General features: G+C 66.5%; 21 protein-coding genes. 8 read left to right on the forward strand and 13 right to left on the reverse strand.

Translation table 11 applies throughout. The annotated features are described in order from the left end of the window. Positions 1–85: 85 nt before the first annotated feature. Entirely contained in the window at positions 86–1,087 is a 1,002-nt protein-coding gene (ispH, locus tag G3T14_RS07605; protein ID WP_163641679.1) for a 4-hydroxy-3-methylbut-2-enyl diphosphate reductase, read from the reverse strand. A gap of 119 nt (positions 1,088–1,206) precedes the next feature. Then, complete coding sequence (locus G3T14_RS07610) at positions 1,207–2,601, reverse strand: PLP-dependent aminotransferase family protein (protein ID WP_163641680.1); 1,395 nt, start codon at positions 2,599–2,601, stop codon at positions 1,207–1,209. Positions 2,602–2,715: 114 nt separating this feature from the next. On the opposite strand from G3T14_RS07610, the gene G3T14_RS07615 reads away from it, so the two are divergent. The 5 genes from G3T14_RS07615 to G3T14_RS07635 all read left to right on the forward strand — a co-directional run bounded on the left by G3T14_RS07615 (position 2,716) and on the right by G3T14_RS07635 (position 8,220). Continuing rightward, positions 2,716–3,012 carry a DUF1127 domain-containing protein gene (locus tag G3T14_RS07615; protein ID WP_163641681.1) on the forward strand — a complete coding sequence of 99 codons (297 nt, stop codon included), beginning with the start codon at positions 2,716–2,718 and terminating at the stop codon, positions 3,010–3,012. Positions 3,013–3,152: 140 nt separating this feature from the next. Beyond that, entirely contained in the window at positions 3,153–5,054 is a 1,902-nt protein-coding gene (locus tag G3T14_RS07620; protein WP_163641682.1) for a monovalent cation:proton antiporter-2 (CPA2) family protein, read from the forward strand. Then, positions 5,047–6,486 (forward strand): MATE family efflux transporter, encoded by a 1,440-nt coding sequence (locus G3T14_RS07625; protein ID WP_163641683.1) that lies wholly within the window; start codon positions 5,047–5,049, stop codon positions 6,484–6,486. The genes G3T14_RS07620 and G3T14_RS07625 overlap by 8 nt, the downstream gene beginning before the upstream one ends. Positions 6,487–6,568: 82 nt before the next feature. Further along, on the forward strand, positions 6,569–7,318 hold the full coding sequence (locus G3T14_RS07630; protein ID WP_163641684.1) for a molybdopterin-binding protein: 750 nt from the start codon (positions 6,569–6,571) through the stop codon (positions 7,316–7,318). A gap of 56 nt (positions 7,319–7,374) precedes the next feature. Further along, the gene (locus tag G3T14_RS07635) at positions 7,375–8,220 is read left to right on the forward strand and encodes a formate/nitrite transporter family protein (RefSeq protein WP_163641685.1); all 846 of its coding nucleotides are present in this window, start codon (positions 7,375–7,377) and stop codon (positions 8,218–8,220) included. Positions 8,221–8,256: 36 nt separating this feature from the next. On the opposite strand, the gene G3T14_RS07640 is transcribed toward G3T14_RS07635, so the two are convergent. After that, on the reverse strand, positions 8,257–8,436 hold the full coding sequence (locus G3T14_RS07640; RefSeq protein WP_163641686.1) for a hypothetical protein: 180 nt from the start codon (positions 8,434–8,436) through the stop codon (positions 8,257–8,259). A 280-nt stretch (positions 8,437–8,716) separates the two neighbouring features. Between G3T14_RS07640 and G3T14_RS07645 the strand changes: the two genes are divergently transcribed. Further along, entirely contained in the window at positions 8,717–9,598 is an 882-nt protein-coding gene (locus G3T14_RS07645; protein ID WP_163641687.1) for a porin family protein, read from the forward strand. 199 nt (positions 9,599–9,797) lie between these two features. Here the strand turns inward: G3T14_RS07645 and G3T14_RS07650 are convergent, their stop codons facing one another. The 10 genes from G3T14_RS07650 to G3T14_RS07695 all read right to left on the reverse strand — a co-directional run bounded on the left by G3T14_RS07650 (position 9,798) and on the right by G3T14_RS07695 (position 20,984). Next, positions 9,798–10,232, reverse strand: a complete 435-nt coding sequence (locus G3T14_RS07650) for a heme-binding protein (protein ID WP_163641688.1) — start codon at positions 10,230–10,232, stop codon at positions 9,798–9,800. 51 nt (positions 10,233–10,283) lie between these two features. Then, positions 10,284–10,571, reverse strand: a complete 288-nt coding sequence (locus G3T14_RS07655; RefSeq protein ID WP_163641689.1) for a hypothetical protein — start codon at positions 10,569–10,571, stop codon at positions 10,284–10,286. Between the two features lie 59 nt (positions 10,572–10,630). Next, the gene (locus G3T14_RS07660; protein ID WP_163641690.1) at positions 10,631–11,605 is read right to left on the reverse strand and encodes a CoA ester lyase; all 975 of its coding nucleotides are present in this window, start codon (positions 11,603–11,605) and stop codon (positions 10,631–10,633) included. A 131-nt stretch (positions 11,606–11,736) separates the two neighbouring features. Next, positions 11,737–14,496 (reverse strand): phosphoenolpyruvate carboxylase, encoded by a 2,760-nt coding sequence (locus G3T14_RS07665; protein WP_163641691.1) that lies wholly within the window; start codon positions 14,494–14,496, stop codon positions 11,737–11,739. 248 nt (positions 14,497–14,744) lie between these two features. Then, positions 14,745–15,638 (reverse strand): succinate--CoA ligase subunit alpha, encoded by an 894-nt coding sequence (gene sucD / locus G3T14_RS07670; RefSeq protein ID WP_163641692.1) that lies wholly within the window; start codon positions 15,636–15,638, stop codon positions 14,745–14,747. 18 nt (positions 15,639–15,656) lie between these two features. Continuing rightward, the gene (locus G3T14_RS07675; RefSeq protein WP_163641693.1) at positions 15,657–16,835 is read right to left on the reverse strand and encodes a malate--CoA ligase subunit beta; all 1,179 of its coding nucleotides are present in this window, start codon (positions 16,833–16,835) and stop codon (positions 15,657–15,659) included. 249 nt (positions 16,836–17,084) lie between these two features. Then, positions 17,085–17,726, reverse strand: coding sequence for a methenyltetrahydrofolate cyclohydrolase (gene fchA, locus G3T14_RS07680; protein ID WP_163641694.1), 642 nt, complete (start codon positions 17,724–17,726; stop codon positions 17,085–17,087). Positions 17,727–17,729: 3 nt separating this feature from the next. Further along, on the reverse strand, positions 17,730–18,590 hold the full coding sequence (locus G3T14_RS07685; RefSeq protein ID WP_163641695.1) for an NADP-dependent methylenetetrahydromethanopterin/methylenetetrahydrofolate dehydrogenase: 861 nt from the start codon (positions 18,588–18,590) through the stop codon (positions 17,730–17,732). 125 nt (positions 18,591–18,715) lie between these two features. Then, positions 18,716–19,669: a D-2-hydroxyacid dehydrogenase gene (locus G3T14_RS07690; protein ID WP_163641696.1), complete on the reverse strand. Its 954-nt coding sequence runs from the start codon at positions 19,667–19,669 to the stop codon at positions 18,716–18,718. A 106-nt stretch (positions 19,670–19,775) separates the two neighbouring features. Then, a complete protein-coding gene (locus G3T14_RS07695) occupies positions 19,776–20,984 on the reverse strand; it encodes an aminotransferase class V-fold PLP-dependent enzyme (RefSeq protein WP_163641697.1) in 1,209 nt (402 codons plus the stop codon). Positions 20,985–21,573: 589 nt separating this feature from the next. Between G3T14_RS07695 and G3T14_RS07700 the strand changes: the two genes are divergently transcribed. Further along, the gene (locus tag G3T14_RS07700; protein WP_163641698.1) at positions 21,574–22,395 is read left to right on the forward strand and encodes a UDP-2,3-diacylglucosamine diphosphatase; all 822 of its coding nucleotides are present in this window, start codon (positions 21,574–21,576) and stop codon (positions 22,393–22,395) included. Then, positions 22,392–23,456, forward strand: a complete 1,065-nt coding sequence (locus tag G3T14_RS07705; protein WP_163641699.1) for a glycosyltransferase family 1 protein — start codon at positions 22,392–22,394, stop codon at positions 23,454–23,456. The genes G3T14_RS07700 and G3T14_RS07705 overlap by 4 nt, the downstream gene beginning before the upstream one ends. Positions 23,457–23,488 lie beyond the last annotated feature (32 nt).

Raw genomic sequence — 23,488 nt, forward strand, 5'->3', positions numbered from 1 at the left:
TGGCTTTTCGCTCGATCGCTGGAGGTCGAAAACGACAAGGGCGCCGAAGGGCGCCCTTGCTGACGGCTCGAACGGGCGCCTTGGGTTACTCGGCGGCTTCGCTGCGCAGCTCGCGCGGCAGCGGGAAGGACATGTCCTCGACCACCGTGGAGATCGTGTCCACCGTCACCGTGTAGCGGGCGGCGAAGGCGTCGATGATCTCCTCCACCAGCACCTCGGGTGCCGAAGCGCCGGCGGTGAGGCCGAGCTTGCGGATGCCCTCGAAGGCCGGCCAGTCGATCTCCTCGGCACGCAGGACGAGGCGGGTGATCGGGCAACCGACGCGCTCGGCAACCTCGCGCAGGCGTTGCGAATTCGACGAGTTCGAGGAGCCGACCACGATCACGGCATCCACCAGTGGTGCCACCTGCTTGACCGCTTCCTGCCGGTTGGTGGTGGCGTAGCAGATATCGTCCTTGTGCGGCCCGGTAATGGTCGGGAACTTCTTCTTCAAAGCCTCGACAATGTGGTGGGTATCATCCACCGACAGGGTCGTCTGCGTGACCCAGGCGAGGTTGTCGCGGCTCGCGGGCTCGAGCGCCGCGATCTGCTCCAGATCCTCCACCAGGGTGATCGAGCCCTTGGGAAGCTGGCCCATGGTGCCGACCACCTCCGGGTGGCCGGAATGGCCGACCAGCAGCACGTGGCGGCCGCGCTTGTGATGAATCTCGGCCTCCCGGTGGACCTTCGTCACCAGCGGGCAGGTGGCGTCGATGGTCGTCAGGCCACGCGCATCGGCGTTGTTCGGCACGGTCTTGGCCACGCCATGCGCGGAGAAGATCACCGGTGCGGCACCATCCGGCACCTCGTCGAGTTCGCGCACGAACACCGCGCCTTTGCGCTTCAGGCTCTCGACCACGTATTTGTTGTGGACGATCTCGTGGCGCACGTAGACCGGAGGCCCGTAGATGGCGAGCGCCCGCTCGACCACGTCGATGGCTCGCACCACGCCGGCACAGAAGCCGCGCGGGGCGCAGAGCAAGATTTCGAGAGGCGGCTTGGCCGCGTCGGGAATGGTGGTCGGGGTCGTCGAGAGTGCTTCGCTCATGATAACCGGGATGTGGCGAGGCGGGGCCGCCCCTGTCAACCGCTCTTAGCCGAAAACTGCGTCGCCGGCACCGTCGTGTCATTCGAAACACCGGCACAGTGACATGAAGGACGGCCATTTCAGCCAGACATCGCGCTCGCCAGAACTGAGAAGATACGCGGATCGCCGCAATGGGCCACGTTGAAGCGCAGGAATTCCTGGCCCAGCGGAGAGGTGCTGAAGACCACGCCCGGCGCCAGCACCACCCCCTTGGCGAGGGCGCGGCGTGCCACGTCGGCCGAATCGAGTCCGCCCGGCAGGCGCGCCCACAGGAACATGCCGCCCCGAGGCTCGATCCAGGGTTTGAGCCCGCAGGCTTCGAGGTGCCGTGCCGCCTGTCCCATGTCGCGGGCGAGCTTGTCCCGGACGTCCGCGAGGTGGTGGCGATAGCTGCCGTCGGTGATGAGACGGTGCATCAGGACGGCGGCGAGATGGCCGCTGCCGAGGCTCATGGCCAACTTCAGGTCCACCAGAGGCTCGACCCAGTCGCCCCGCGCGGCGATGAAGCCGCAGCGGACGGCCGCCGACAGGGTCTTGGAGAAGCTGCCGACCTGAATAACCCGCTGGAGACCGTCGAAGCCGGCTAGCCTCGGCGCCGCTTCGGGTTCGAGATCGCCGAAGATATCGTCCTCGATGATCAGTGTATCGTGGGTCTCGGCGAGCCTGAGGACCCGGTGGGCCACCATCGGCGCCAGCGTCGCGCCGGTCGGGTTATGGAGCGCCGAATTGGTCAGATAGAAGCGCGGTCGGTGCGCGGCGAGGATCGCCTCGAACTGCACGAGGTCCGGACCCGTCGGGGTGTAGGGCACGCCCACGATCCGCACGTGATGCGAACGCAACAGGGCGTGGAAGTTGAAGTAGCAGGGGTCGTCCACCACCACCGTGTCGCCCGGGCTGAGCAGGAAACGGCCGAGAAGATCGACGGCCTGCGTCGCCGAATCGACCAGGATGATCTGGTCGGCATCCGCCGCCACGCCCTTCTCATCGAGCCGTCGCGCGATCTGGCTGCGCAACGGCGCAAAGCCGAGCGGCTGATCGTAGGATGTCAACTCGGCATGGGCAGTGCGGGCGAGCTGGCGCAGGTTCCGGCGGATGGCATCTTCCGGCAGCCACGTGGCCGGAAGCCAGCCGGAGCCCGGCATCAATAGGCCCGGCCCGGCCTGCATCGACTGTCGGGTGATCCAGAGCGGATCGACGGCGCGGTCGAGTTCCGGTCCGATCACCTTGAGGCAGAGCGGTCGGGTCTTGCCGGCGACGTAGAAGCCCGAGCCCCGGCGCGCGACGATCGCCCCCTCGGCGCCGAGCCGGTCATAGGCCTCCACCACCGTCGATTTCGACACGCCCATCGCCTCGGCGAAGGCGCGGACCGAGGGCAGCCTCGCGCCCGGAGCGAGCTGACGGCTGGCGATCCGATCGGCGATGGCGACGGTGACGGTCTCCACCAGGGTCGGTGCAGAAGATGCGGCGGCTTTCATCTGTACGGTCTTTCCGTCCGGACAATTCTGGTCAACCGTACTGCATTGTCCCTGTCGTCGCCAGCCGACGCTGGGCATCCTGACGCCATCGAAACCCACACCGAGGGCGCAGCGATGAACCGCACCGCGTTACCAGCAGCTGACCTGACGACGACGGCTCCGCTCTTTCAGACCCTGAAGCGATTCGTTCGTAGCGTCGTCGCACAGGCTGCCGCCGGGCTCTCGCGGCAGGCGATCAACCGGCGCGTGCTTTCTCAGCTCGACGGAATGTCGGACCGGGAACTGAAGGATATCGGCCTCATCCGGCAGGATGTGGCCGATGCCGCGCAGCTGTCGCCGGAGCAGGATGCGTCCTGCCTCCTCATCGCACGCCGCGACGAGCGGCGGGGATCACGGTGGCGCGGGTGCTGATTCGCACCGCAGGAACCGGAGCGGCCGTAGATGGGGCCGTGTCCGACGTGGCGGTCGGCGAAGGGCTGGTCTAAGAGAATCCGGTTCCCGACGTCCATGATCGCTGCGATCGGGCCCGGCCTCCTCCAGCCTGGATACTCATGGCGAGCGCCGCAACCCACGTCAGTTTCCTGCCGCCGGTGCTGACCTTCCTGTCGGCTGCGGTGATCGGCGTGCCGATCTTCCGGCTCATCGGCCAGAGCGCCGTGCTCGGCTACCTCGTAGCCGGCGTGGTGATCGGGCCATTCGGTTTTTCGCTCATCGCCGAACCCGAGACGGCGGCGAGCGTCGCCGAACTCGGCGTGGTGCTGCTGCTCTTCATCGTCGGCCTCGAACTCCAGATCTCGCGCCTTGTCTCGATGCGACGGGACATCTTCGGGCTCGGCACTACCCAACTTCTCGTCTGTTCCGCGGTCCTGGCCGGCGTCGGTGCGCTGATGGGGCTCAAGCCCTCGGCCGCCATCGTCATCGGCATCGCGCTGGCCTTGTCCGCGACGGCGGTGGCGCTCCAACTCCTCGAAGAGCGCGGCGATCTCGGCACGCCCTATGGTGGCCGCGCCTTCGCGGTCCTGCTGTTCCAGGACATCTCGGTGGTCGCCATCCTGGCGCTGATGCCGCTCCTCGCGTCCACCGGGGGTGGCGGCGGCGACGGCTGGCTCATGTCGGCGTTGCAGTCGACCGGTACGGTGGCGGCTGCGATCCTGGCGGTGGTGCTGGTGGGGCGCTACGGCCTGAACCCGTTCTTCGGCCTGCTCGCCGCCAGCGGCGCACGCGAGGTGATGACGGCCGCCGCTCTCTTGGTGGTGCTCGGCACCGCGATGCTGATGGAGCATGTCGGCCTGTCGATGGCGATGGGCGCCTTCCTGGCGGGCGTGCTGCTCGCCGAATCGAACTTCCGCCACCAGCTCGAGGCCGACATCGAGCCGTTCCGCGGCATGCTGCTCGGTCTGTTCTTCATGAGCGTGGGCATGTCCATCGACGGCGGCCTGCTCAAGGCCGAGTGGCCGCTGCTGCTCGGCGCCACCGCGGGGGCGATCCTGATCAAGGTCGGGATCGTCGCCTGCCTGTTCCGGCTGTTCGGTTCACCGTGGCTCGATGCCGTGCGTGGGGGCGCGATCCTGGCGCCCGCCGGCGAATTCGCCTTCGTGCTGTTGCCGGTGGGCGGCGAGCTTGGGCTGATCGACCAGCCGAGTACGCGGTTCGCCGTGGCGCTCGCGGCCCTCACCATGCTGGTCGGCCCGGTGGCGGCCAAAGCCCTCGACTCGGCGCTTGCCCGCCGCCGCAGCGAGCCTGATCAGGCCCCCGACACCGTGGAGACTACAGAAGCCCGGGTCCTGGTGATCGGATTCGGCCGCTTCGGCCAGATCCTGACGCAGGTGCTGCTTGCGGAAGGCATCAGCGTCACGGTGATCGACAAGGACGTGGAGCAGATCCGCAGTGCCTCGCGCTTCGGCTTCCGGATCTATTACGGCGACGGCACCCGCCTCGACGTGCTGCGCGCCGCCGGCATCGGCCGCGCCGAACTCCTCTGTGTCTGCGTCGACGATGCCGAGGCCGCGCTGAAGATCGTCGACATCGTCCACGAGGAATTCTCCTCCGTGCGGACCTATGTCCGGGCCTATGACCGCATGCACGCGGTCGAACTCATGAACCGCGACGTGGATTATCAATTGCGCGAAACGGTGGATTCGGCCCTCTCCTTCGGGCGCGCGACCCTCGAAGGCCTCGGCCTCAGCGCCGCTACCGCCGCTGCCACGGCCGAGGATGTGCGCAAGCGCGACATCGCCCGCCTCGTGCTGCAGCAGGCCGGTGCCTTGCCCGAAGCGAGCACCTGGATGCGCGGTGGCTCGGAGATCAAGCCGGAGCCGCTCACCGCGCCGCAGACCCCCTCGCGCGCGTTAAACGCAGAGACCCGCGGCATCATCGGGAGGAAGAGCCGCGAGGCCGCGACCCGGACCCTCGAGGCCCGAGACGCCCAGCAGGACGCGCATTCCGATGCGTGAGCCGCGTGCGGAATCCGCGCGCTTCGTTCGCGGATCGATCCTGCGCCACGTCGTGGTGATGAGCGGCACCGGCTCCATCGGCCTGATGGCGATCTTCGTCGTCGACCTGTTGTCGCTGCTCTACGTCTCGAAGCTCGGCGACCCGAAGCTGACGGCGGCGGTGGGCTTTGCCACCATCGTCCAGTTCTTCGCCATCGCCATCAACATCGGCCTGATGATCGCTGCCGGCGCCTTGGTCTCGCGGGCGATCGGGGCCGGGGACGAGGCCGGCGCCCGGCGCATCGCCACCTCGGGCACCATCCACGGCCTCGTGGTCTCGGCGGTCCTCGTCCTGGCGATGCTGCCCTTCCTCGGCCCATTCCTGAGTTTCATCGGCGCCGATGCCGAAACCCTGCCGGTGGCCGAGCGCTTCCTCTGGATCGCCCTGCCGTCGAACCTCCTGATGGGGCCCGGCATGATGTTCTCGGGGCTGCTGCGCGCCGTGGGCGCCGCCCGCCAAGCCATGTACGTGACGCTCGGCGGCGCCATCGTCACTGCCGGACTCGATCCATTGCTGATCTTCGGCGCCGGTCTGGGCGTCGACGGGGCGGCGATTACTACCTGCGTGGCGCGCGCCACCTTCGCCCTCGTCGGCCTGTGGGGCGTGCGCCAGCACCGTATGCTCGCACGGCCCCGGATCGCCGACATCGTCTCCGACGCGCCGATCGTCCTGCGGATCGCCCTGCCGGCGGTCCTCACCAACCTCGCGCCCTCGGTGGCGAGCGCCTTCATCGCCCATGCGCTGGCGCAGTTCGGCACCGCCGCGGTGGCCGGCAACGTGGTGATCGACCGCCTGACGCCCGTGGCCTTCGGTGGTCTGTTCGCCATGTCGGGCTCCATCGGCCCGATCCTCGGACAGAATTGGGGCGCGGCTCGGTTCGATCGGATGCGCGGTGTCCTGCGCAGCGGCGCCCTCGTTACCGCGGTCTACGTGGTCGTGGTCTGGCTCGCGCTGATCGTGTTTCGCGAGCCGCTTCTCCATCTTTTCACGCTGGAAGGGATGGCCGCCGACCTGTTCGAATTCTTTTGCGTCGTCAGTGGTGCGGTCTGGTTCTTCACCGGGCTGTTGTTCCTGGCCAACGCGGCATTCAACAACCTCGGCTTTCCGTTCTACTCCACCGCCCTCAACTGGGGCCGGGCGACGCTCGGCACCGTCCCCCCTGCCCTGATCGGCGCACATTTCTACGGGCCGCGTGGCGTCATCGCCGGCATTGGACTCGGCTCCATCCTGTTCGGGATTGCCGGAATACTCCTGGCGTTCCGCACCGTCGCGACCCTTGAGCGACGCGGACGGGCGAAGAGCGTCGCAGCCGCGGCAGAAACCGAAATGCCGAATGTCGGTGCCGATGCTGCGCGCGCCGCGGCCCCGGCCCCGTCCGGCGCATTGGTCTAGCGCGCTTTCGCTTTGTCGCTGTGGTCAGCGGTCGCCGCCGCGCTACCTCGGTGACATCGCACTGCACCAAGTCCGGAATCCGATGACAGATCCAGCCGCCATCACCGCCGCCATCCTTGTCATCGGCGACGAGATCCTGTCCGGGCGCACCAAGGACAAGAACATCGGCACCATCGCCGATTACTGCACGGCCGTCGGCATCGACCTCCGCGAAGTCCGCATCGTGCCCGACGAAGCCGACAAGATCGTCGCCGCGGTGAATGCGCTGCGGGCGGACCACACTTACGTCTTTACCACCGGCGGCATCGGCCCGACCCACGACGACATCACCGCCGATTGCGTGGCCGCCGCCTTCGGGGTCTCCATCGACGTCGATCCGCGCGCCAAGGCGATGCTGCTCGAGCGCCACAAGCCCGAAGACCTCAACGAGGCTCGCCTGCGCATGGCGCGCATTCCGGCGGGCGCCGACCTCATCGCCAACCCGATCTCGAAGGCCCCGGGCTTTCGCATCGGCAACGTCTTCGTCATGGCTGGCGTGCCGGCGATCATGCAGGCGATGCTCGACGCCATCGGCCCGACCCTCGAAACCGGCGCCCGCGTCCTGTCGGAGACCATCGAAGCCGGCAATCTGCCCGAGGGCCAGTACGCTGCGGGCTTGAGCGCCCTCGCCAAGGCGCACGCAGCGGTCTCGATCGGTTCCTATCCGTCGATGACGCAGAACGGCTTTGCCAACCGGATCGTGGTGCGGGGCAAGGATGCCGCGGCCGTCGAGGCGGCGCGTAGCGCCGTCGCGGCTCTCGTGACGGAGCTGCGCGACGGAACCGCCGGCTGATGCGGCGTCTTGTCCCCCTCGCCGCCCTCTTCGGTCGGTAAGGGAAGGATGCGGAGATGAGCCGACGGGACGAGGCCGAGAAGCGCGAGGACGAGGAGAGCGTAGCCGCGCTCGGAAGGCCGGACGCGTTCGTCCTTCATGAAGCGATCCGCCGGGAGGGCGACGAGGAGCTGCGCCGCCACGGAGGCGCGTTGCTGATCTCGGCCATCGCCGCCGGCCTCACCATGGGCTTCTCGCTCATCGTTCCGGGGGTGCTCAAGGCACATCTTCCCGAAGCGCCCTGGAGCGAACTCATCACGAGCATGGGCTACGCCACCGGCTTCCTCATCGTCGTGCTCGGCCGCCAGCAACTCTTCACCGAAAATACGCTGACGCCGATCCTGCCGCTGCTGCACGACCGCAACCTCACGACCCTGTGGCGCGTGTTGCGCCTGTGGGGGATCGTGCTCGCCGGAAACGTGGCGGCGACCGCGATGATCGCCGCCGTGCTGGTCTCCAGCGATGCGTTCGAGCCGCAGGTCCACGAGGCTTTCGCCAAGATCAGCCAGCACGCCGTCGCCGCCGCGTTCACGACGACGGTGATCAAGGCCGTGTTCGCCGGTTGGCTGATCGCCCTCATGGTGTGGGTTCTGCCAGCGACCGGGGCCGCCGCGCCCTTCATCATCATTCTCTTCACGTGGCTGGTCTCGATGTGCGGCCTGTCCCACATCGTCGCCGGCTCGGTCGATACGTTCTACCTCGTCTTCTCCGGAGACCTGACCATGGCCGACTACGTCTGGCGCTTCTTCGTACCCACCCTCATCGGCAACGTCTTTGGCGGAACCGCTCTCGTGGCGGTACTCAATTACGGGCAGGTCGCGACGGAGGTCGAAGAACAGAAGGCCAATGACGGCGAGGGCTGAAGTGCCGATCGGCGTGCTTGGAACCGATCGCTTGGTTCAGGCGCGCACGACCGGCTTTGCCTTCACGGCTGCGGCCAAGGCCTTGAGGTTGCGGTTGAGATCCGCGATCTCGTTCAGCGCGATGGTCTTGTGGCCGTCCTTCACCGCCCGCTCGATGTCGCTGACCTGATCGGTGGCGATGCGCTTCAGCTCTGCGGCGAGTTGGTCCCGGGTCATCGTCGCTCCTGTCACGGCTCGGGGTTGCGCGACCCTGTTAAGCGATCGTGCTTAACCGCCCGTTGTCGGAGCAAGCCGGCCACCGGATCACGGGAAGCCCTCCCGCCCGACCTGTGCGTAATCCAGACGGCGTTGGAATGAACCGTCTCTGTTTGGCGGTGCAGGCGATCCGGTCGCCAGACGTCATTCCGACGGTGTGTGTTGCATCGCGGTCATAGGGGGCGGCCTCAACCAGCGATACGCTCTGCGCAAGCTCAATCCGTTCGGGAATACCCAACCCATGTTCGCCAAGTCCCTTCTGGCCGGCGCCGTCTCGTTCGCCCTCGCCGGTGTGGCCGTCGCCGCCGATCTTCCGCGCCGCGCTGTGCCGCCGGTCTTCACCGCTGTGCCGGTGTTCACCTGGACCGGCATTTATGCCGGCACCCACAGCTCGTATGCCTTCAGCGACAGCCAGCGGATCACCACCGTCGGCAACAACAACGGTACGGGCGGCATCACCAACACCGCTCTCAACGTCGCGCAGCTGCGTCGCCCGCCGAGCCTGCGCTCGGAGCAGGACGGCATCGGTAATGTCGGTGGCGGCATCGGCTACAACTATCAGTTCACCCCGGGCTCGGGCTTCGTCGTCGGCGTCGAGACCGACGTGACCTGGACCGCCATCGCCAAGAAGTACGCCTATTTCGGTCCGGTGATCCCGGGTGTGAACACCGTCCCGGACCCGAGCGCCTTCCGTCAGCGTCTCGACTACCTCGGCACCGTGCAGGGCCGCCTCGGCTACGCCTTCGACCGGTTCCTCGTCTACGGGACCGGCGGTTTCGCCTACGGTAACGTCAACTACGGCGCCTACTTCGCCAACGGCGCCAACGTGACGGCCTATGCTGGCCGCTACAATCAGATCGAGACCGGCTACGTCTACGGCGGTGGCGTCGAGTACGCGATCCCCACCGACAGCTTCCTCAACCGCTTCAACTTCATCGGCAGCTTCCTCGGCGCCAGCGCCATCACGCTGAAGGCCGAGTACCTGCGCTACGACCTCGGCAGCCGCAACGTGACCGTCGCCGCCACCGGCCTCACCGCCGCCACCGGCTCGTACACCACGCGCTTCAACACCGAGGGCAGCATCGTCCGCGCTGGCTTCAACTACAAGTTCGGCGGTCTCTGAGGCGTCTCCCCGAAAAGTGGACCTCACTTTTCGGGGATGCCGATGGTGTAGGCCCTGCCAGCCATTCGAATACGCAAAACGAAAGGCCCCGTTCGGAAGAACGGGGCCTTTCGTTTTTTGCGGTGATTCGCAACGCGTGTTCCGACAGGGCCGTTGCCCGAAGTCGCTCTTGCGGGTTCGAGCGGGATCGGTCGGACGGTCAGGTGCGCCAGGGGTGGGCGGGCAGTTCCGTGGAGCCGACGGCACTGGCACCCGCGAGGGCCACGGCGTGGTCGTTCTCCACCGTCGAGCCGCTGACGCCGATGGCGCCGGACATCACGCCGTCCTTATCGACGATCGGGATGCCGCCGGGGAAGGTGATCAGCCCGTCATTCGAATGCTCGATGCCGTAGAGCGGGCCGCCCGGCTGGGAAAGCTGTCCGATCTGCCCGGTCATCATGCCGAAGAACAGCGAGGTCTTGGCCTTCTTCTGCGAGATGTCGATGGAGCCGACCCAGGCATCGTCCATCCGGTAGAAGGCCTTGAGATTGCCGCCTGAATCGACGACGGCGATGCACATCTGCGTGCCGAGCTCCACGGCCTTGGCGCGGGCGGCCTCGATGGCCTTGTGGGCGTCTTCGATGGTCACGTGCATGGTCGTGTCTCCCTTTGGCCCGCCCATTCAGGGTGCGGGCGCGCGAAAGCTTCAGGGGTGGCGGATCGGTCCGCCGTCGGCGCGGTGCTTCAGCCACGTCACCGACGCGAAGGCGCCGATCCAGGAGCCGAGCGCCGCAAACAGCACGTAGAGCGCGTTCTGGGTATAGCTGATCACCGCGAAGGCGGAGAGCAGGTACCAGATCGCGCTCCAGTTGGCCGCGCGCACGCGCTGGCGGGCGCCCACGGCCGCATTGAAGAAGACGTAGGCCGCATCCGTCACCGCCGTGGCCAGAACCACGCCGAGTGCGACCAGAGGATCGATGGACGTGACCAGCATCGGCCGCCTTCCCCCATCGTAAAGCGGCCGCTCCGGAAGGGAGCGGCCGTTCGTGTCGTTCAGTTGGCGGCCATCGCGTTGGCCTTCTCGATCAGCGCTTCCGCCATGCGGATCGACGCAATGTCGATGAGGCGCCCGTCGAGCGACACCGCGCCCTTGCCGGCCTTGGCGGCCTCTTCCATCGCGACCAGGATGCGGCGGGCCTTATCGACCTCGGCGGCCGACGGCGTGAACACGTCGTTGGCGAGGTCGATCTGGCTCGGGTGGATCGCCCACTTGCCTTCGAAGCCGAGGGCCGCACAGCGGCGGGCGGCGGAGGTGTAGCCGTCCGGATCGGAGAAGTCGCCGAACGGGCCGTCGATCGGGCGCAGGCCGTAGGCGCGGCAGGCGACCATCATGCGGGCCTGGGCGAACAGCCACGGGTCCTGCCAATGGGTCTGGCGGTTGCCGGCTTCGTCCTTGTCGGTGAGCACGCTGTAATCGTGGTTCACGCCGCCGATGACGGTGGAGCGGGCGCGGGTGGAGGCGGCATAGTCGGCGACGCCGAACGACATGGCTTCCAGGCGCTTCGACGAGGTGGCGATCGCCTCGACGTTGGCCATGCCGAGCGCGGTCTCGATCAGAACCTCGAAGCCGATCTTCTTCTCGCGCTTCTTGGCCTGCTCGATCTGCGTCACCATCACGTCGATGGCGTAGACGTCGGCCGGCACGCCGACCTTGGGGATCAGGATCATGTCGAGGCGCGGACAGGCCTCCACGATGTCGACCACGTCACGGTACATGTAGTGGGTGTCGAGACCGTTGATGCGGATCATCATGGTCTTGGTGCCCCAGTCGATCTCGTTGAGCGCCTGGATGATGTTCTTGCGGGCCTGCTCCTTGTCGTCGGGAGCCACCGCGTCCTCGAGGTCGAGGAAGATCACGTCGGCCTTCGAGGAGGCCGACTTCTCCATGAAGGTCGGGTTGGAGCCGGGGACGGCGAGTTCCGAGCGGTGGAGGCGCGGGGTGGCCTGTTGGATCAGGGTAAAGCTCATGGGGAAATCCTTCCTTGGGTTCGTGTCCGGGTCGCTGGCGAGACCATAAAACCGGCCTGCCATACGGTTCGAGATGCGCCTTGGCGCGAGGCCCAGGACCGTCGCCGGTCCTCGGTATCCTTAAAGAACGGTCAGCCCGTCGCGCCGAAGCCGACGGCGATGCAATTGATCGAGAGCAGCAGGGCGGATTTCACCGCCTCGCGCTTGTCCTCGTCCTCTTCCGCCCGGAATCGGCGCAGCAACTCGACCTGCTCCCGACTGACCTGATTGATCGTGGGCAGGCGCCCGTTGAGCCGGTCGCGGAACAGGGGGAAGCGCTCGGCCAATTCCCGGCCGCCGCTGACCCGCAGGGCCATCTCGCGGGTGAGGTCGTATTCGGCCTCGATCAGCGGGAAGATGGTCTCGCGGACGGATTCGTCGGGCACCAGGCCGGCATAGTCGCGGGCGATTTCGAGATCGACCATCAGAAGGGTCTTCTCGACCTCGTCGAGGATCAGGCGGAACGCCTTGGATTCGGCGAACAGCCGCTTCAACTGCGCTTCGCCCTGGGCACCGCGCACGTCGAGGAAGCTCTTGAGACCGGACCCGACGCCGTACCAGCCGGTGATGACGTGCCGGTTCTGCGACCAGGCGAAGACCCACGGGATGGCGCGGAGATCCGACAGCGAGCGGGCGCCGAAGCGGCGGGCCGGCCGCGAACCGATGTTCAGCAGCGCGATCTCATCGAGGGGGCTCGCCGCGCCGAAATAGGTCACGAGATCGGGGTGCTGGATCAGGTTGACATAGGCCGCCCGCGAGGCGCCCGACAGCGCCTCCAGGCTGTCGTCGAACTCGTTACGGGGAATCTTCGCGGCTTCGCGCTCGGATTTCAGCGCATGCTCGAACACCGACGAGGCCAGCAATTCCATCTGGTAGGCCGCGGTACCGCGGTTGGCGTATTTGAACGAGACGACCTCGCCCTGCTCCGTGGTGCGGAAGCGGCCGTTGATCGAGCCCGGCGGCTGGGCCGCGATGGCACGTGCGGTCGGCGCCCCTCCCCGGCTCACCGAACCGCCGCGGCCATGGAAGAAGGCGATGGGCACGCCCGAGGTCTTGCCGAGTTCGGTGAGCTTGCTCTGCGCCTTATAGAGCTCCCAGTTCGAGGCGACGAAGCCGCCATCCTTGTTGGAATCCGAATACCCGATCATCACCTCCTGCACCCCGCCCTGCCAGCGGGTCGAGCGGCGCACCACGGGGATCGTGAAGAGCTCCTTCATGATCGCCGGCGCCGCGCGAAGGTCGTCGATGGTCTCGAACAGCGGAACGATCGGCAGGCAGCAGATCTCGGTGCCCGATGCATCGAGGAAGTTGCCGGCTTCCTTGGCGAGCAGGTAGGCGCCGAGGATGTCGGGGACGGACCGGGTCATCGACAGGACGAACGAGCCGAAGGCCTCGCGGTCGAGCTGCTCGCGCATCTCGCCCACCAGCGCGAAGGTCTCCAGAGTCTCGCGGGCATCGTCGGGTAGATCCTCGAAGCTGCGCTCGCCCTTGCGGGGCTTGGCGAGTTCGTCGAGCAGCCACTTCTTCCACTCGGGGGATTCGAGATCGGGCGGAGTCCGGTTGGCGCCGTTGGCCTGATTCCACAGGGCGTGCAGGGTTTTGGTGGTGCGGGTGGTGTTTTCGCGCAAGTCGAGTCGAACGGTGGAGAAGCGGAAGATCTCCACCATGCGCCGCACCGGGCGCACCAGGTCGGTGGCCAAAGACGGGCATTTGGCGTCGGCCAGTCCCTGCTCGAGGGTGCGCAGGTCGTGGATGAGACCATCGGCACTCGGGTAGTCCGGGTCGGTGGAGCGCTGCCCCTTGTTGCGTAGGATCGTCGCCTCGATCTTGCGCAGGATGCAGGTGAGGAACTGGCGATACGCCTCGCCGGGGTTGCGGCTGGCGATGGCGCGGCCATCGCCGCTCTCCACCAGCATATGCGCCAGAGCGTCCTTGAACGACGGCGGCACCGGCAGCGAGCGCTCGGTGAGCGACAGGGTGCGGCCGAGCGCCGTGACGCCGCTGCGATAGCGCCGGAGCGACGCGAGCGCGTTGCGTTGCAGCGTTGTCCGCGTCACCGACGAGGTGACGTAGGGATTGCCATCGCGATCGCCGCCGATCCACGAGCCGAACTGGAAGAACGGCGGCACTTCGAACTTCTCGTCCGGGTAATACTGCGCGAGGCTTTCCTCGAGCGAGTACAGCACCTCGGGCAGCATCTCGAACAGGGTCTCGTCGAAGAAGTGCAGCCCCCAGGCGACCTCGCGCTCGACGGTGGCTTTTTCCAGATGCAGCTCGCCGGTCATCCAGACGAGCTCGATTTGATCCCGCAGCTCGTTCATCAGGCCGTTGCGCTCGCGCTCGGTCCAGCGCGGCAGTTCGAGCTCGCGCAGGACGAGATAGATGCGGCGGAACTTTTCGAGCACCGTGACGCGCTTGCCCTCGGTGGGGTGCGCGGTGATCGTCGGGCGGATGCGCAGGTCTTTCAACAGCGCGTGGATTTCCGGCGCCTTGATGCCGCTGGCCGCGGCATCGGCCAGAACCGCACTGAAGCTGCCGCTCAGGGCCTCGCGGCCCTTGGTGCGCTCGACCTGACGACGGCGGCGCATCGCGGCGTTCTGCTCGGCGATGGAGAGGAGCTGGAACCAGATGCCCTGGACCTGTAGCGCGCGGGCGAGCAATTCGGGCGAGAACCCGGAAATGTTCGCGCGACCGAGGAGGACGTCCTCCAGCTCGGGCTCGTGACGGCGCGCCACTTCGAGCAGCGCACGAAACAGGATATCGAGTGCTTCCTTCGACGACGTGCCCGTGATCACCGGGGGGGCGAAGGTGTGGTCGATGGCCCCGACTGGGGCGTGAAGGGTATCCGTCATCGGATGGGCCACCTCGAACAGAGTTGAGCCGATGACCGCGAGCGTCCGCGGACAACGGTGAGAAGCGGCGGCGTCGGCAGCATGGAACGCACTGCCGTGACGATCAAGCGCTTGGTGTGTGGGTACGAGGCCGGTGCGTCTCCCTCTCTCCCTCCGCGGAAGAGGGGCGACCTGTCAGGACATCGCGTCGCCCTCGTCCTGGTCGCTGCGCGACCGCCCTCCCCCGCGGGGGGGAGGGTTTGGCGCGACTATGCCGCGAGTTGGCGCATGACCTGCGCCACCGTCGAGCCAAACTCGCCGGGGCTCGGGGCGACCGTCAGGCCGTAGGAGCGCATGATCTCCGCCTTCTCGGCGGCGCTGTCACCGGTGGCCGAGATGATGGCACCGGCATGGCCCATGCGGCGGCCCTTCGGCGCGGTGAGACCGGCGACGAAGCCGATGACGGGCTTCGTCATGTTCTCCTTGATCCAGGCCGAGGCCTCGGCTTCCTGCGGGCCACCGATCTCGCCGATCATCAGCACCGCCTTGGTGTCCGGGTCCTGCTCGAACAGAGCCAGATGGTCGAGGAAGGACGAACCGTTGATCGGGTCGCCGCCGATCCCCACTGAGGTGGTGATGCCGATGCCCTCTTCCATCATCTGCGCGGCAGCCTCGTACCCGAGAGTGCCCGAGCGCGAGATCACGCCGACATTGCCCTTGAGGTAGATGTGACCGGGCATGATACCGAGCATCGACTTGCCGGGCGAGATGATGCCGGCACAGTTCGGGCCCACCACCATGGTGCGCTTGTCCTTGGGGTAGCGCCGCAGATAGCGCTTAACCCGCATCATGTCCTGGGCCGGGATGCCGTCGGTGATCGAGCAGATCAGGGCGAGGCCGGCATCGGCCCCCTCCATGATCGCATCGGCCGCGAAGGGCGGAGCCACGAAGGTGATGGAGGTGGTCGCACCGGTAGCCTCCACGGCCTCCTTGACGGTGTTGAACACCGGCACCCCGAGATGGGTCTTGCCGCCCTTGCCGGGAGTGACGCCGCCGACGATGTTGGAGCCGTACTCCATCATCTCCTTGGCGTGGAACGTACCTTTGTCGCCGGTGATCCCCTGGATGATGATCGGGGTCTTCTCGTCGATCAGAATGCTCATGACGTATCCTCCCCGTTCTTAGTGTTTGCGCTTTGCGGCGTCGCAAGCCTCGACGGCCTTTGCGGCGGCGTCCGACAGGCTGTGGGCGGTGATCAGATCGAGGCCGCTCTCGGCCAGGATCTTCTGCCCGGCCTCGACGTTCGTGCCGGCGAGCCGGACGATGAGCGGCACATCGATCTTCACTTCCCGTGCGGCCTGGATCACGCCTTGGGCGACCCAGTCGCAGCGGTTGATGCCGGCGAAGATGTTGACCAGGATCGCCTTCACGTTCCGGTCCGACAGGACAAGGCGGAAGGCGGTCGCGACGCGGTCCGGGCTGGCGCCGCCGCCGACATCGAGGAAGTTCGCCGGCTCGCCGCCCGCATGCTTGATCATGTCCATGGTCGCCATAGCCAGACCGGCGCCATTGACGATGCAGCCGATTTCGCCTTCGAGGCCGATATAGCTGAGGTTGTGCTCGGCCGCCTGGGCTTCGCGCGGATCGCCCTGCGAGGGATCGTGCATTTCGGCGATGTTGCGACGACGGAACATCGCGTTGTCGTCGAAGCTCATCTTGGCGTCGAGTGCAAGGACGCGGTCGTCCTTGGTGACGACGAGAGGGTTGATCTCCAGCATGGTGCCGTCGCAATCGCGGAACGCACGGTAGGCGTTCATGATCGTCTTCACGGCGGCCGAGACCTGCTTGATGTTGAGGCCAAGCTGGAACGCGATCTCGCGCGCCTGGAACTGTTGCAGGCCGACGGCGGGTTCGACCACCACCTGGATCAGGGCCTCGGGCTCGTTGGCGGCGATTTCCTCGATATCCATGCCGCCGCGCTGCGAGGCGATGACCCGCACCCGCTCGGCCTTACGATCCAGCACGTAGCCGAGGTAAAGTTCGCGCTCGAACGGATCTGCGGTCTCGATGTAGACGCGCTGGACCGGCTTGCCCTCGGGCCCGGTCTGCAGCGTGACGAGGCGCTTACCGAGGAGCTCCTTGGCCGCATCGCGAACCTCGTTATAGGTCCGGCACAGCTTGATGCCGCCGGCCTTGCCGCGCGCGCCGGCATGGATCTGCGCCTTGACGGCCCAGAACGAGCCGCCGAGCTCGGTCGCTGCGTAGACGGCCTGATCGGGGCTGAAAGCCACCGCGCCCTTGGGAACCGCCACGCCGAAGCCAGCGAGCAGTTCCTTGGCTTGGTACTCGTGAACGTCCATGTGCGATCTCCTCGACGTTTCCTGGCCGGGACCTTCTCGTAAATTTCACTTCGCGAAAAGGGTCTTGGCGTTTATATTTTTTTACATTCTCGTTGAGTCTGCCTTGAGGCAGTCGGAATGCTTTTTGAATTCAATGAACCTGTGCGGTTCACCTTGGCGTCAGGGACTATTCCATGATCTTGGCGTCATGGTCACCAGCTTTCGTCTTATACTTCACGCGAGGCGGCGTCCGCCTCGCGTGAGACAGTGCTAATTCACCTTGGCCTTGACGATCTCGTAGATCGACTCGTTCAGCGGTCCGGCCGCACCGAGCAGGGATTCGAGTTCCTTCAGACGCTCGTCCGCAAACGCGCGATCGTCCAGGCCCTTGGCATTGACGTAGACATTGAGTGCCGCGCTGCGCAGGCCCGCATGGGCTGACAGGACCGCGACGCCAGCATCCGAGATGACGTTCAGGTTGCCCTTCTCGGCCACCGGCTCGGCCAGGTCGATGACCTTGCGGCAGGCGCGGCAACAGTCGAGCGGGACGTCGGTGGCGACCTTGAGCGCCTCCTGGATCGTCTCCGCCCGGGCGGCCTTCTCGTCGTCGGTGCCCTTCGGCAGACCGTAAGCCGCCATGACGGCATCGAACGCCGCCACGTCGTCGGCGATCATCCCGGTGAGTTCAGCCCGCAGGGCTTCGGATTGAGCGAGGATGTCCTTCAGCTCGCCCTCGACCGCGACGTACTTCTTCTTCCCGATGGTGAGGTTGCAGACCATGCTGAGGAGAGCCGCACCCATCGCCCCGTGGATGGCGGCAGCGCCGCCGCCCCCGGGGGTGGGCGCCGCGCTCGCCAATCCGTCGAGGAAGACGGCGATGGTGGTGTCGGCGGCGGTGTCGTTCGTCGCCATGGCTCAGGCCATCTTCTTGGCGAGGGCGTAGATCTCCTCGGCGTCGAGCACCTGCTCGGTGCTGTCGAAGAGCTGGCCGACGCAGGCACGGTGGAGCTTCAGCTTGAGGCCGCCGATGCCGAGCGCGCCGAACACCTTCTTGCCGTGGCGCTCCTTGCCCTTGTCCATGGCCTCGATGCCGCCGAAGCCGAGCGGCGGCTGGGCGTTGTAATCAGCGACGAACTCGATGCTGGCCTCGTCCTTCCAGTCGGCTTCCGACAGAAGTTCGATGCCGATGGCGCCGGCCGAGAAGATCAGATTCTGGCCCTTGACGATGGCGGCACGGGATGCGGCGTCCGGCGTGGCGGCGGCGGAGATCTCGACCTTGAAGCGCGCGTTGATGGCGTCGGCCGCGGCCTGGGCCTTGTCGAGGGAGCGACCGCAGAGGATCACGGTGGCGCCTTCCTGGGCGAGCAGAGCGGCGGAGCGCATGCCCACCGGACCGGTGCCGGCGAGCACGACGGCCTTCTTGCCGCTGAGAGAACCGGCGGCCTTCTGCACCAGGGCGACGCCAGCGGCGGCGGTGGTGTTCGAGCCGTTGGAATCGAGCATGATCGAGACGCGGAACGGACCGAAGAAGCGCTTCTTGACCGCCTCGAACACCGCCTCGCCGGCCGCCATGTTACCGCCGCCGACGAAGATCGCCGTCGACTTCTTCTCTGAGCCGCCACGGGTGTAGATCGTACCGTCGACCAGCGCGCCGACAGTGTCGGGGGTCACGTTGCCGTAGCCTGTGATGTGGTCCGCACCGCCATCGTAGCCGACGACCACGTCGAACACGCTCGGAACGGCATCGGTGTCGAATTGGAACAGCAGTTTTTTCATTTTTCTTGATCCCTATTGGTCCCGCGCCTTGGCGCGGTTGGCGTTCGATCTCGATTGAACCATCCGCCACGGGCCGGTTCGGCAGGCTCCTCCCCTATGACGGTCGGCGAGCCCGCGTCCTATCCTCAGGCGGTGGTGTCCGACACCACGTTCTGCGGCTTGCCGGCGACGAATGCCTCGACGTTGTCCACCAGCTGGTCGGCGAGGATTTGCATCGCCTCCTTGCTCGCCCAGGCCACGTGCGGCGTGACGATGAGGTTGGGCAGGTCGAGCTCGCACAGGATGTTGCCGTTCTTGGGCGGCTCGGTCATCACCACGTCGAAGCCGGCGCCGCCGATGGTACCGTTCTGAAGGGCCTCGGCCAGGGCCTCCTCGTCGACGAGACCGCCGCGCGCGGTGTTGATGAGGAGCGCATGCGGCTTCATCTTCGCGAGCTGTTCGCGACCGATCATGTTGCGGGTCTCGGGGGTCAGCGGTGCGTGCAACGTAATGACATCAGACTGCGTCAGAATCGTATCAAAATCGACGAGGCCGTCCTGCGGGAACACGTCGTAGGCGATGACCTTCATGCCGAGCGCTTCCGCGCGCTTGCCGATGGACTTGCCGAGGGCACCGTAGCCGACGATGCCGAGGGTCGAGCCGGCAATGTCGTGGATCGGGTAGTCGAAGTAGCAGAACTGGGTCGACTTCGCCCAATCGCCCCTGCGCACCGAGTTGGCGTAGGGCACGATGGCCCGGCGCAGCGCGAAGATCAGGCCGATCACGTGCTCGGGTACGGTGTTGAAGGCGTAGTTGCGGATGTTGACGACCGTGATGCCGAGGTCCTTGGCGGCGGCCTTGTCGACCACGTCGGTGCCGGTGGCGGCGACCGCGATCAGCTTGAGGTCGGGCAATTGCTTCAACGTGTCGGCGCGCATCGGCACCTTGTTGATCAACGCGATCTCGGCGCCCTTCAGGCGCTCCACGATCTCGTCGGGCGTCCAGGTCGAATCGTATTCGACGTATTCGTGCGGGAAGCTGAACTCCCGAACCTTGGCATCGAGGGATTCACGGTCGAGGAAAACGATCTTCTTCGTCATGGAACCCTCTGGCCGACTGGGCCGGATCGCTGATGCTGCGATGGTCTGGAAAGTCTCCGGGGCCGTTGGGCCCCGGAGATCGATAATCGCCCTAGGGCGTGGAGTCTCAGGACTTGGAGAGCGGGTTCTCGCGCAGGTAGCTCGACGCGGCGGCGACGCCAGAGCCGGGCTGCACCTTCACGCCGTTGTCGAGCATCGACATTTCGGCGCCGGCGATCGCGCCGAGCAGCGAGAGCTCGTTCATGTCGCCGACGTGGCCGATGCGGAACACCTTGCCGGCCACCTTGCTCAGACCAGCGCCGAGGGCGAGGTTGTAGCGGACATAGGCGTGCTTGATGATCGCCGCACCGTCGACGCCCTCAGGCACCAGGATGGTGGTGACGGTGTCGGAGTTCCACTTGGGCTCCTTGGCGCAGGTCTTGAGACCCCAGGCCGCAACCGCCTGGCGGGTGGCCTCGGCGAGCACATGGTGGCGGTGGTAGACGTTCTCGAGGCCTTCCTCGTTAAGGCAGGCAAGCGCCTCGCGCAGGCCGTAGAGCAGCGGCAGTGGCGGGGTGTAGGGGAAGTAGCCGGCGCCGTTCTGCTTCTGGTGGTCGGCCCAGTCGAAGTACACGTGGGCGAGACGGTCGTTCTTGCCGGCCGAATCCTCGGCGGCCTTGAGACCCTTGGGGCTGACGCAGATCACGCCGAGGCCGGCGGGCAGCATCAGGCCCTTCTGGGAGCCGGCGATGGCGCAATCGACGCCCCACTCGTCCATCTTGTAGGGAAGCGAGCCCACCGAGGACACGCCGTCGACGAACAGCAGTGCCGGGTGGCCGGCGGCATCCATCGCCTTGCGCACGGCGCCGATATCCGAGGTCACGCCGGTGGCGGTCTCGTTATGGACGACCATGACGGCCTTGATCTCGTGGTTCTTGTCGGCGCGCAGGGCCTCGCCGATCCGCTCCGGGCTCGCGCCGGTGCCCCACTCCTCGTCCTGGACGATGACGTTGAGGCCGAGACGTTCGGCCATGTCGACCCAGAGATGGCTGAACTGGCCGAAGCGCGCGGTCAGCACCTTGTCGCCGCGGGCCAGCGTGTTGGTGAGCGCGGATTCCCAGATGCCGGTGCCCGAAGCCGGGAACAGGAAGATGGTGCCCTCGGTCGAACCGAACACCGCCTTGGTGTCTTGGAACAGCGGCTTCGTCAGCGCGGGGAAGTCGACCGAACGGTGGTCCTCGGACTGCACCAGCATCGCGCGCAAGACGCGGTCGGGGATGTTGGTCGGACCGGGAACGAACAGGTGGTTCCGGCCGGGCCGTCGCGTTGCCGCCATGGTGTTGTCTCCGTTTTAACGTTGTGCGCGCACGGTTTCGTGCAACGCTTCGATATCGGTGATGAGAAGCGGACGGTGCATCCCGGCGATACTACTCACCGGATTGGTCCCTACGCATGGGTGGTCTGGTCGGAGTGTCGGTGGCACCGGCCTGCCCGCAGGAACCCGACAGGCGCCGGACCGGCACCGTCCGGCCACGGGGCATGGTCCCGAAAGCCCAATGGCCCGAACGCGTCCGAATTCCTCAAGCCTCTCTCCATAGGCCGGGCCGCGCATCTGAGCGCGCGCCGCTTGGCCGTCTCAGCGTGTCATCCCGTGGACGGCACCCTTGGTTCGCCTCGATGGGCTCCGGCCACGTGCAAGCGCACGGGGACCGGTGGGGTACCTTGGGTCGAACTATGCCCACCTTCGCACCGAAAGGAAAACCCGAAATACTTGCATGCAAATCAAAATTTTTTTCGTGCACGGCAGGCTCGTGCGGCACTGCCGCACGTAATGCGCGACCGATCCGACCGAATCGGCCGACGTCATCAAACTGATACGGGAATCCGGTTTGGCTCCGGGACAGTAAGAACGCTCGGAGATGATTGTGAGCGAAGAAACAGAGAAGACGATCCGCGTCCGGACCCTCTTCCTGTCGGACATGCATCTCGGTACCAAGGGCTGTCAGGCGGAATTGTTGCTGGAGTTCCTGCGCGACTATGATGCTGACGAGATCTATCTCGTCGGTGACATCGTCGACGGGTGGCAGCTGAAGTCCGGCTGGTACTGGCCGCAGAGCCACAACGACGTCGTGCAAAAGCTCATGCGCAAGGTGCGCAAGGGCTCGAACCTGGTCTATGTGCCGGGAAACCACGACGAATTCCTGCGCGATTATATCGGCATGACCTTCGGCGGGATCGAGATCGCCGACCAGCGCCTTCACGAGGCCGCCGATGGCAAGCGCTACCTCGTCATCCATGGCGATCAGTTCGACATGGTGGTGCGCCACGCCAAATGGCTCGCCTATCTGGGCGACGGTGCCTACACGTTCGCCCTCTTCATCAACACCTACGTCAACACCGTGCGCCGCCGCCTCGGCCTCGCGTATTGGTCGCTCTCGGCCTGGGCCAAGCTCCGGGTGAAGAACGCCGTCAACTTCATCGGAAAGTTCGAGGAACTGCTCAGCGCCGAAGCGCGGCGGGTCGGCGCCGACGGGGTCATCTGCGGACACATCCACCATGCCGCTAACCGCCAGATCGGCGGCCTGACCTACCTCAACACCGGGGATTGGGTAGAATCCTGCACCGCCATCGTCGAGCATTACGACGGCACCATGGAAGTCCTGCATTATCCGAGCCTCAAGCGCGCGCAAGCGGCGCAGCAGGACGTGCTCGACGTCCGGCAGGACGGGACACGGGCTGTCGCGTGAGGCTCCTCATCGCCTCCGACGCGTGGCACCCGCAGGTCAACGGCGTCGTCCGCTCCCTCGAGCACATGGCCGCCGCCGGGCCGGGCCTCGGCTTCGACACCGTGATGCTGACGCATCAGGACTTCGCCTCGATTCCGTTGCCGGGCTACCCCGAGATCCGTCTGTCCTACGCCACGAAGGCGAAGGTGGCGCGGCGCTGGGCCGGGCTCGCGCCGACCCATGTCCACATCGCCACCGAGGGTACGGTGGGCTACGCCACACGACGGTACTGCCTCGCGCACCGGCGACCGTTCACCACGAGCTATCACACCCGTTTTCCCGAATACCTCGCGGCGCGTGCCCCCATGCCGGAGGCGTGGAGCTACGCCTGGCTGCGGCGGTTCCATGGCGCCTCGAGCGGGACGATGGTGAGCACGCCGTCATTGGAGCGCGACCTGTCCGCGCGTGGCTTCACCAACCTGATGCGCTGGACCCGCGGCGTCGACACCGACCTGTTTCGGCCGCAGGCGTCGGAGGCGCTCGCCGGCCTGCCCCGGCCGATCTTCCTGTTCGTCGGCCGGCTCGCGGTGGAGAAGAACGTCGAGGCCTTTCTCCGCTTGGCCTTGCCCGGCACCAAGGTCGTGGTCGGTGACGGACCCGACCGGGCGCGTCTGGCCGCGATCGACCCGAAGGCGCGCTTCCTCGGCACCCAGACCGGACCGACCCTCGCGGCGACCTACGCGGCCGCTGACGTGTTCGTGTTTCCGAGCCTCACCGACACGTTCGGCATCGTGCTTCTGGAAGCCCTCGCCTGCGGCGTGCCGGTGGCGGCCTATCCGGTGACCGGGCCCCTCGACGTGATCGGTGGCACGGGGGCCGGCGTGCTCGACCACGATCTGCGCCAGGCGGCGTTCGGTGCCCTCGCGATCCCCCGGGCGCGATGCCGCGAGGAGGCCCTGCGCTACACCTGGGGTGAGAGCGCCCGGCAATTCTACGACAACATCGCCCTGGCCCACGGCACGGTCTCGGCACGCACGCGAGTGCGGCCGGGCTCGGTGACCGGGGCGGTGACGCTGGGTTGAGGATCGGACGATCGACGAGGTGACGTGGGCCG

The sequence above is a fragment of the Methylobacterium sp. BTF04 genome, from assembly GCF_010692745.1.
Classification (GTDB): Bacteria; Pseudomonadota; Alphaproteobacteria; order Rhizobiales; family Beijerinckiaceae; genus Methylobacterium.

Coding starts and splice junctions, on each gene's coding strand:
- G3T14_RS07660 (WP_163641690.1), bottom strand. CDS start 11,605: ATGAGCTTTACCCTGATCCAACAGGCCACCCCGCGCCTCCACCGCTCG.
- ispH (WP_163641679.1), bottom strand. CDS start 1,087: ATGAGCGAAGCACTCTCGACGACCCCGACCACCATTCCCGACGCGGCC.
- G3T14_RS07640 (WP_163641686.1), bottom strand. CDS start 8,436: ATGACCCGGGACCAACTCGCCGCAGAGCTGAAGCGCATCGCCACCGAT.
- G3T14_RS07650 (WP_163641688.1), bottom strand. CDS start 10,232: ATGCACGTGACCATCGAAGACGCCCACAAGGCCATCGAGGCCGCCCGC.
- G3T14_RS07685 (WP_163641695.1), bottom strand. CDS start 18,590: ATGAAAAAACTGCTGTTCCAATTCGACACCGATGCCGTTCCGAGCGTG.
- G3T14_RS07625 (WP_163641683.1), top strand. CDS start 5,047: ATGCGTGAGCCGCGTGCGGAATCCGCGCGCTTCGTTCGCGGATCGATC.
- sucD (WP_163641692.1), bottom strand. CDS start 15,638: ATGAGCATTCTGATCGACGAGAAGACCCCGATCATCATCCAGGGGATC.
- G3T14_RS07695 (WP_163641697.1), bottom strand. CDS start 20,984: ATGGCGGCAACGCGACGGCCCGGCCGGAACCACCTGTTCGTTCCCGGT.
- G3T14_RS07610 (WP_163641680.1), bottom strand. CDS start 2,601: ATGAAAGCCGCCGCATCTTCTGCACCGACCCTGGTGGAGACCGTCACC.
- G3T14_RS07655 (WP_163641689.1), bottom strand. CDS start 10,571: ATGCTGGTCACGTCCATCGATCCTCTGGTCGCACTCGGCGTGGTTCTG.
- G3T14_RS07620 (WP_163641682.1), top strand. CDS start 3,153: ATGGCGAGCGCCGCAACCCACGTCAGTTTCCTGCCGCCGGTGCTGACC.
- G3T14_RS07675 (WP_163641693.1), bottom strand. CDS start 16,835: ATGGACGTTCACGAGTACCAAGCCAAGGAACTGCTCGCTGGCTTCGGC.
- G3T14_RS07635 (WP_163641685.1), top strand. CDS start 7,375: ATGAGCCGACGGGACGAGGCCGAGAAGCGCGAGGACGAGGAGAGCGTA.
- G3T14_RS07665 (WP_163641691.1), bottom strand. CDS start 14,496: ATGACGGATACCCTTCACGCCCCAGTCGGGGCCATCGACCACACCTTC.
- G3T14_RS07630 (WP_163641684.1), top strand. CDS start 6,569: ATGACAGATCCAGCCGCCATCACCGCCGCCATCCTTGTCATCGGCGAC.
- G3T14_RS07645 (WP_163641687.1), top strand. CDS start 8,717: ATGTTCGCCAAGTCCCTTCTGGCCGGCGCCGTCTCGTTCGCCCTCGCC.
- fchA (WP_163641694.1), bottom strand. CDS start 17,726: ATGGCGACGAACGACACCGCCGCCGACACCACCATCGCCGTCTTCCTC.
- G3T14_RS07615 (WP_163641681.1), top strand. CDS start 2,716: ATGAACCGCACCGCGTTACCAGCAGCTGACCTGACGACGACGGCTCCG.
- G3T14_RS07690 (WP_163641696.1), bottom strand. CDS start 19,669: ATGACGAAGAAGATCGTTTTCCTCGACCGTGAATCCCTCGATGCCAAG.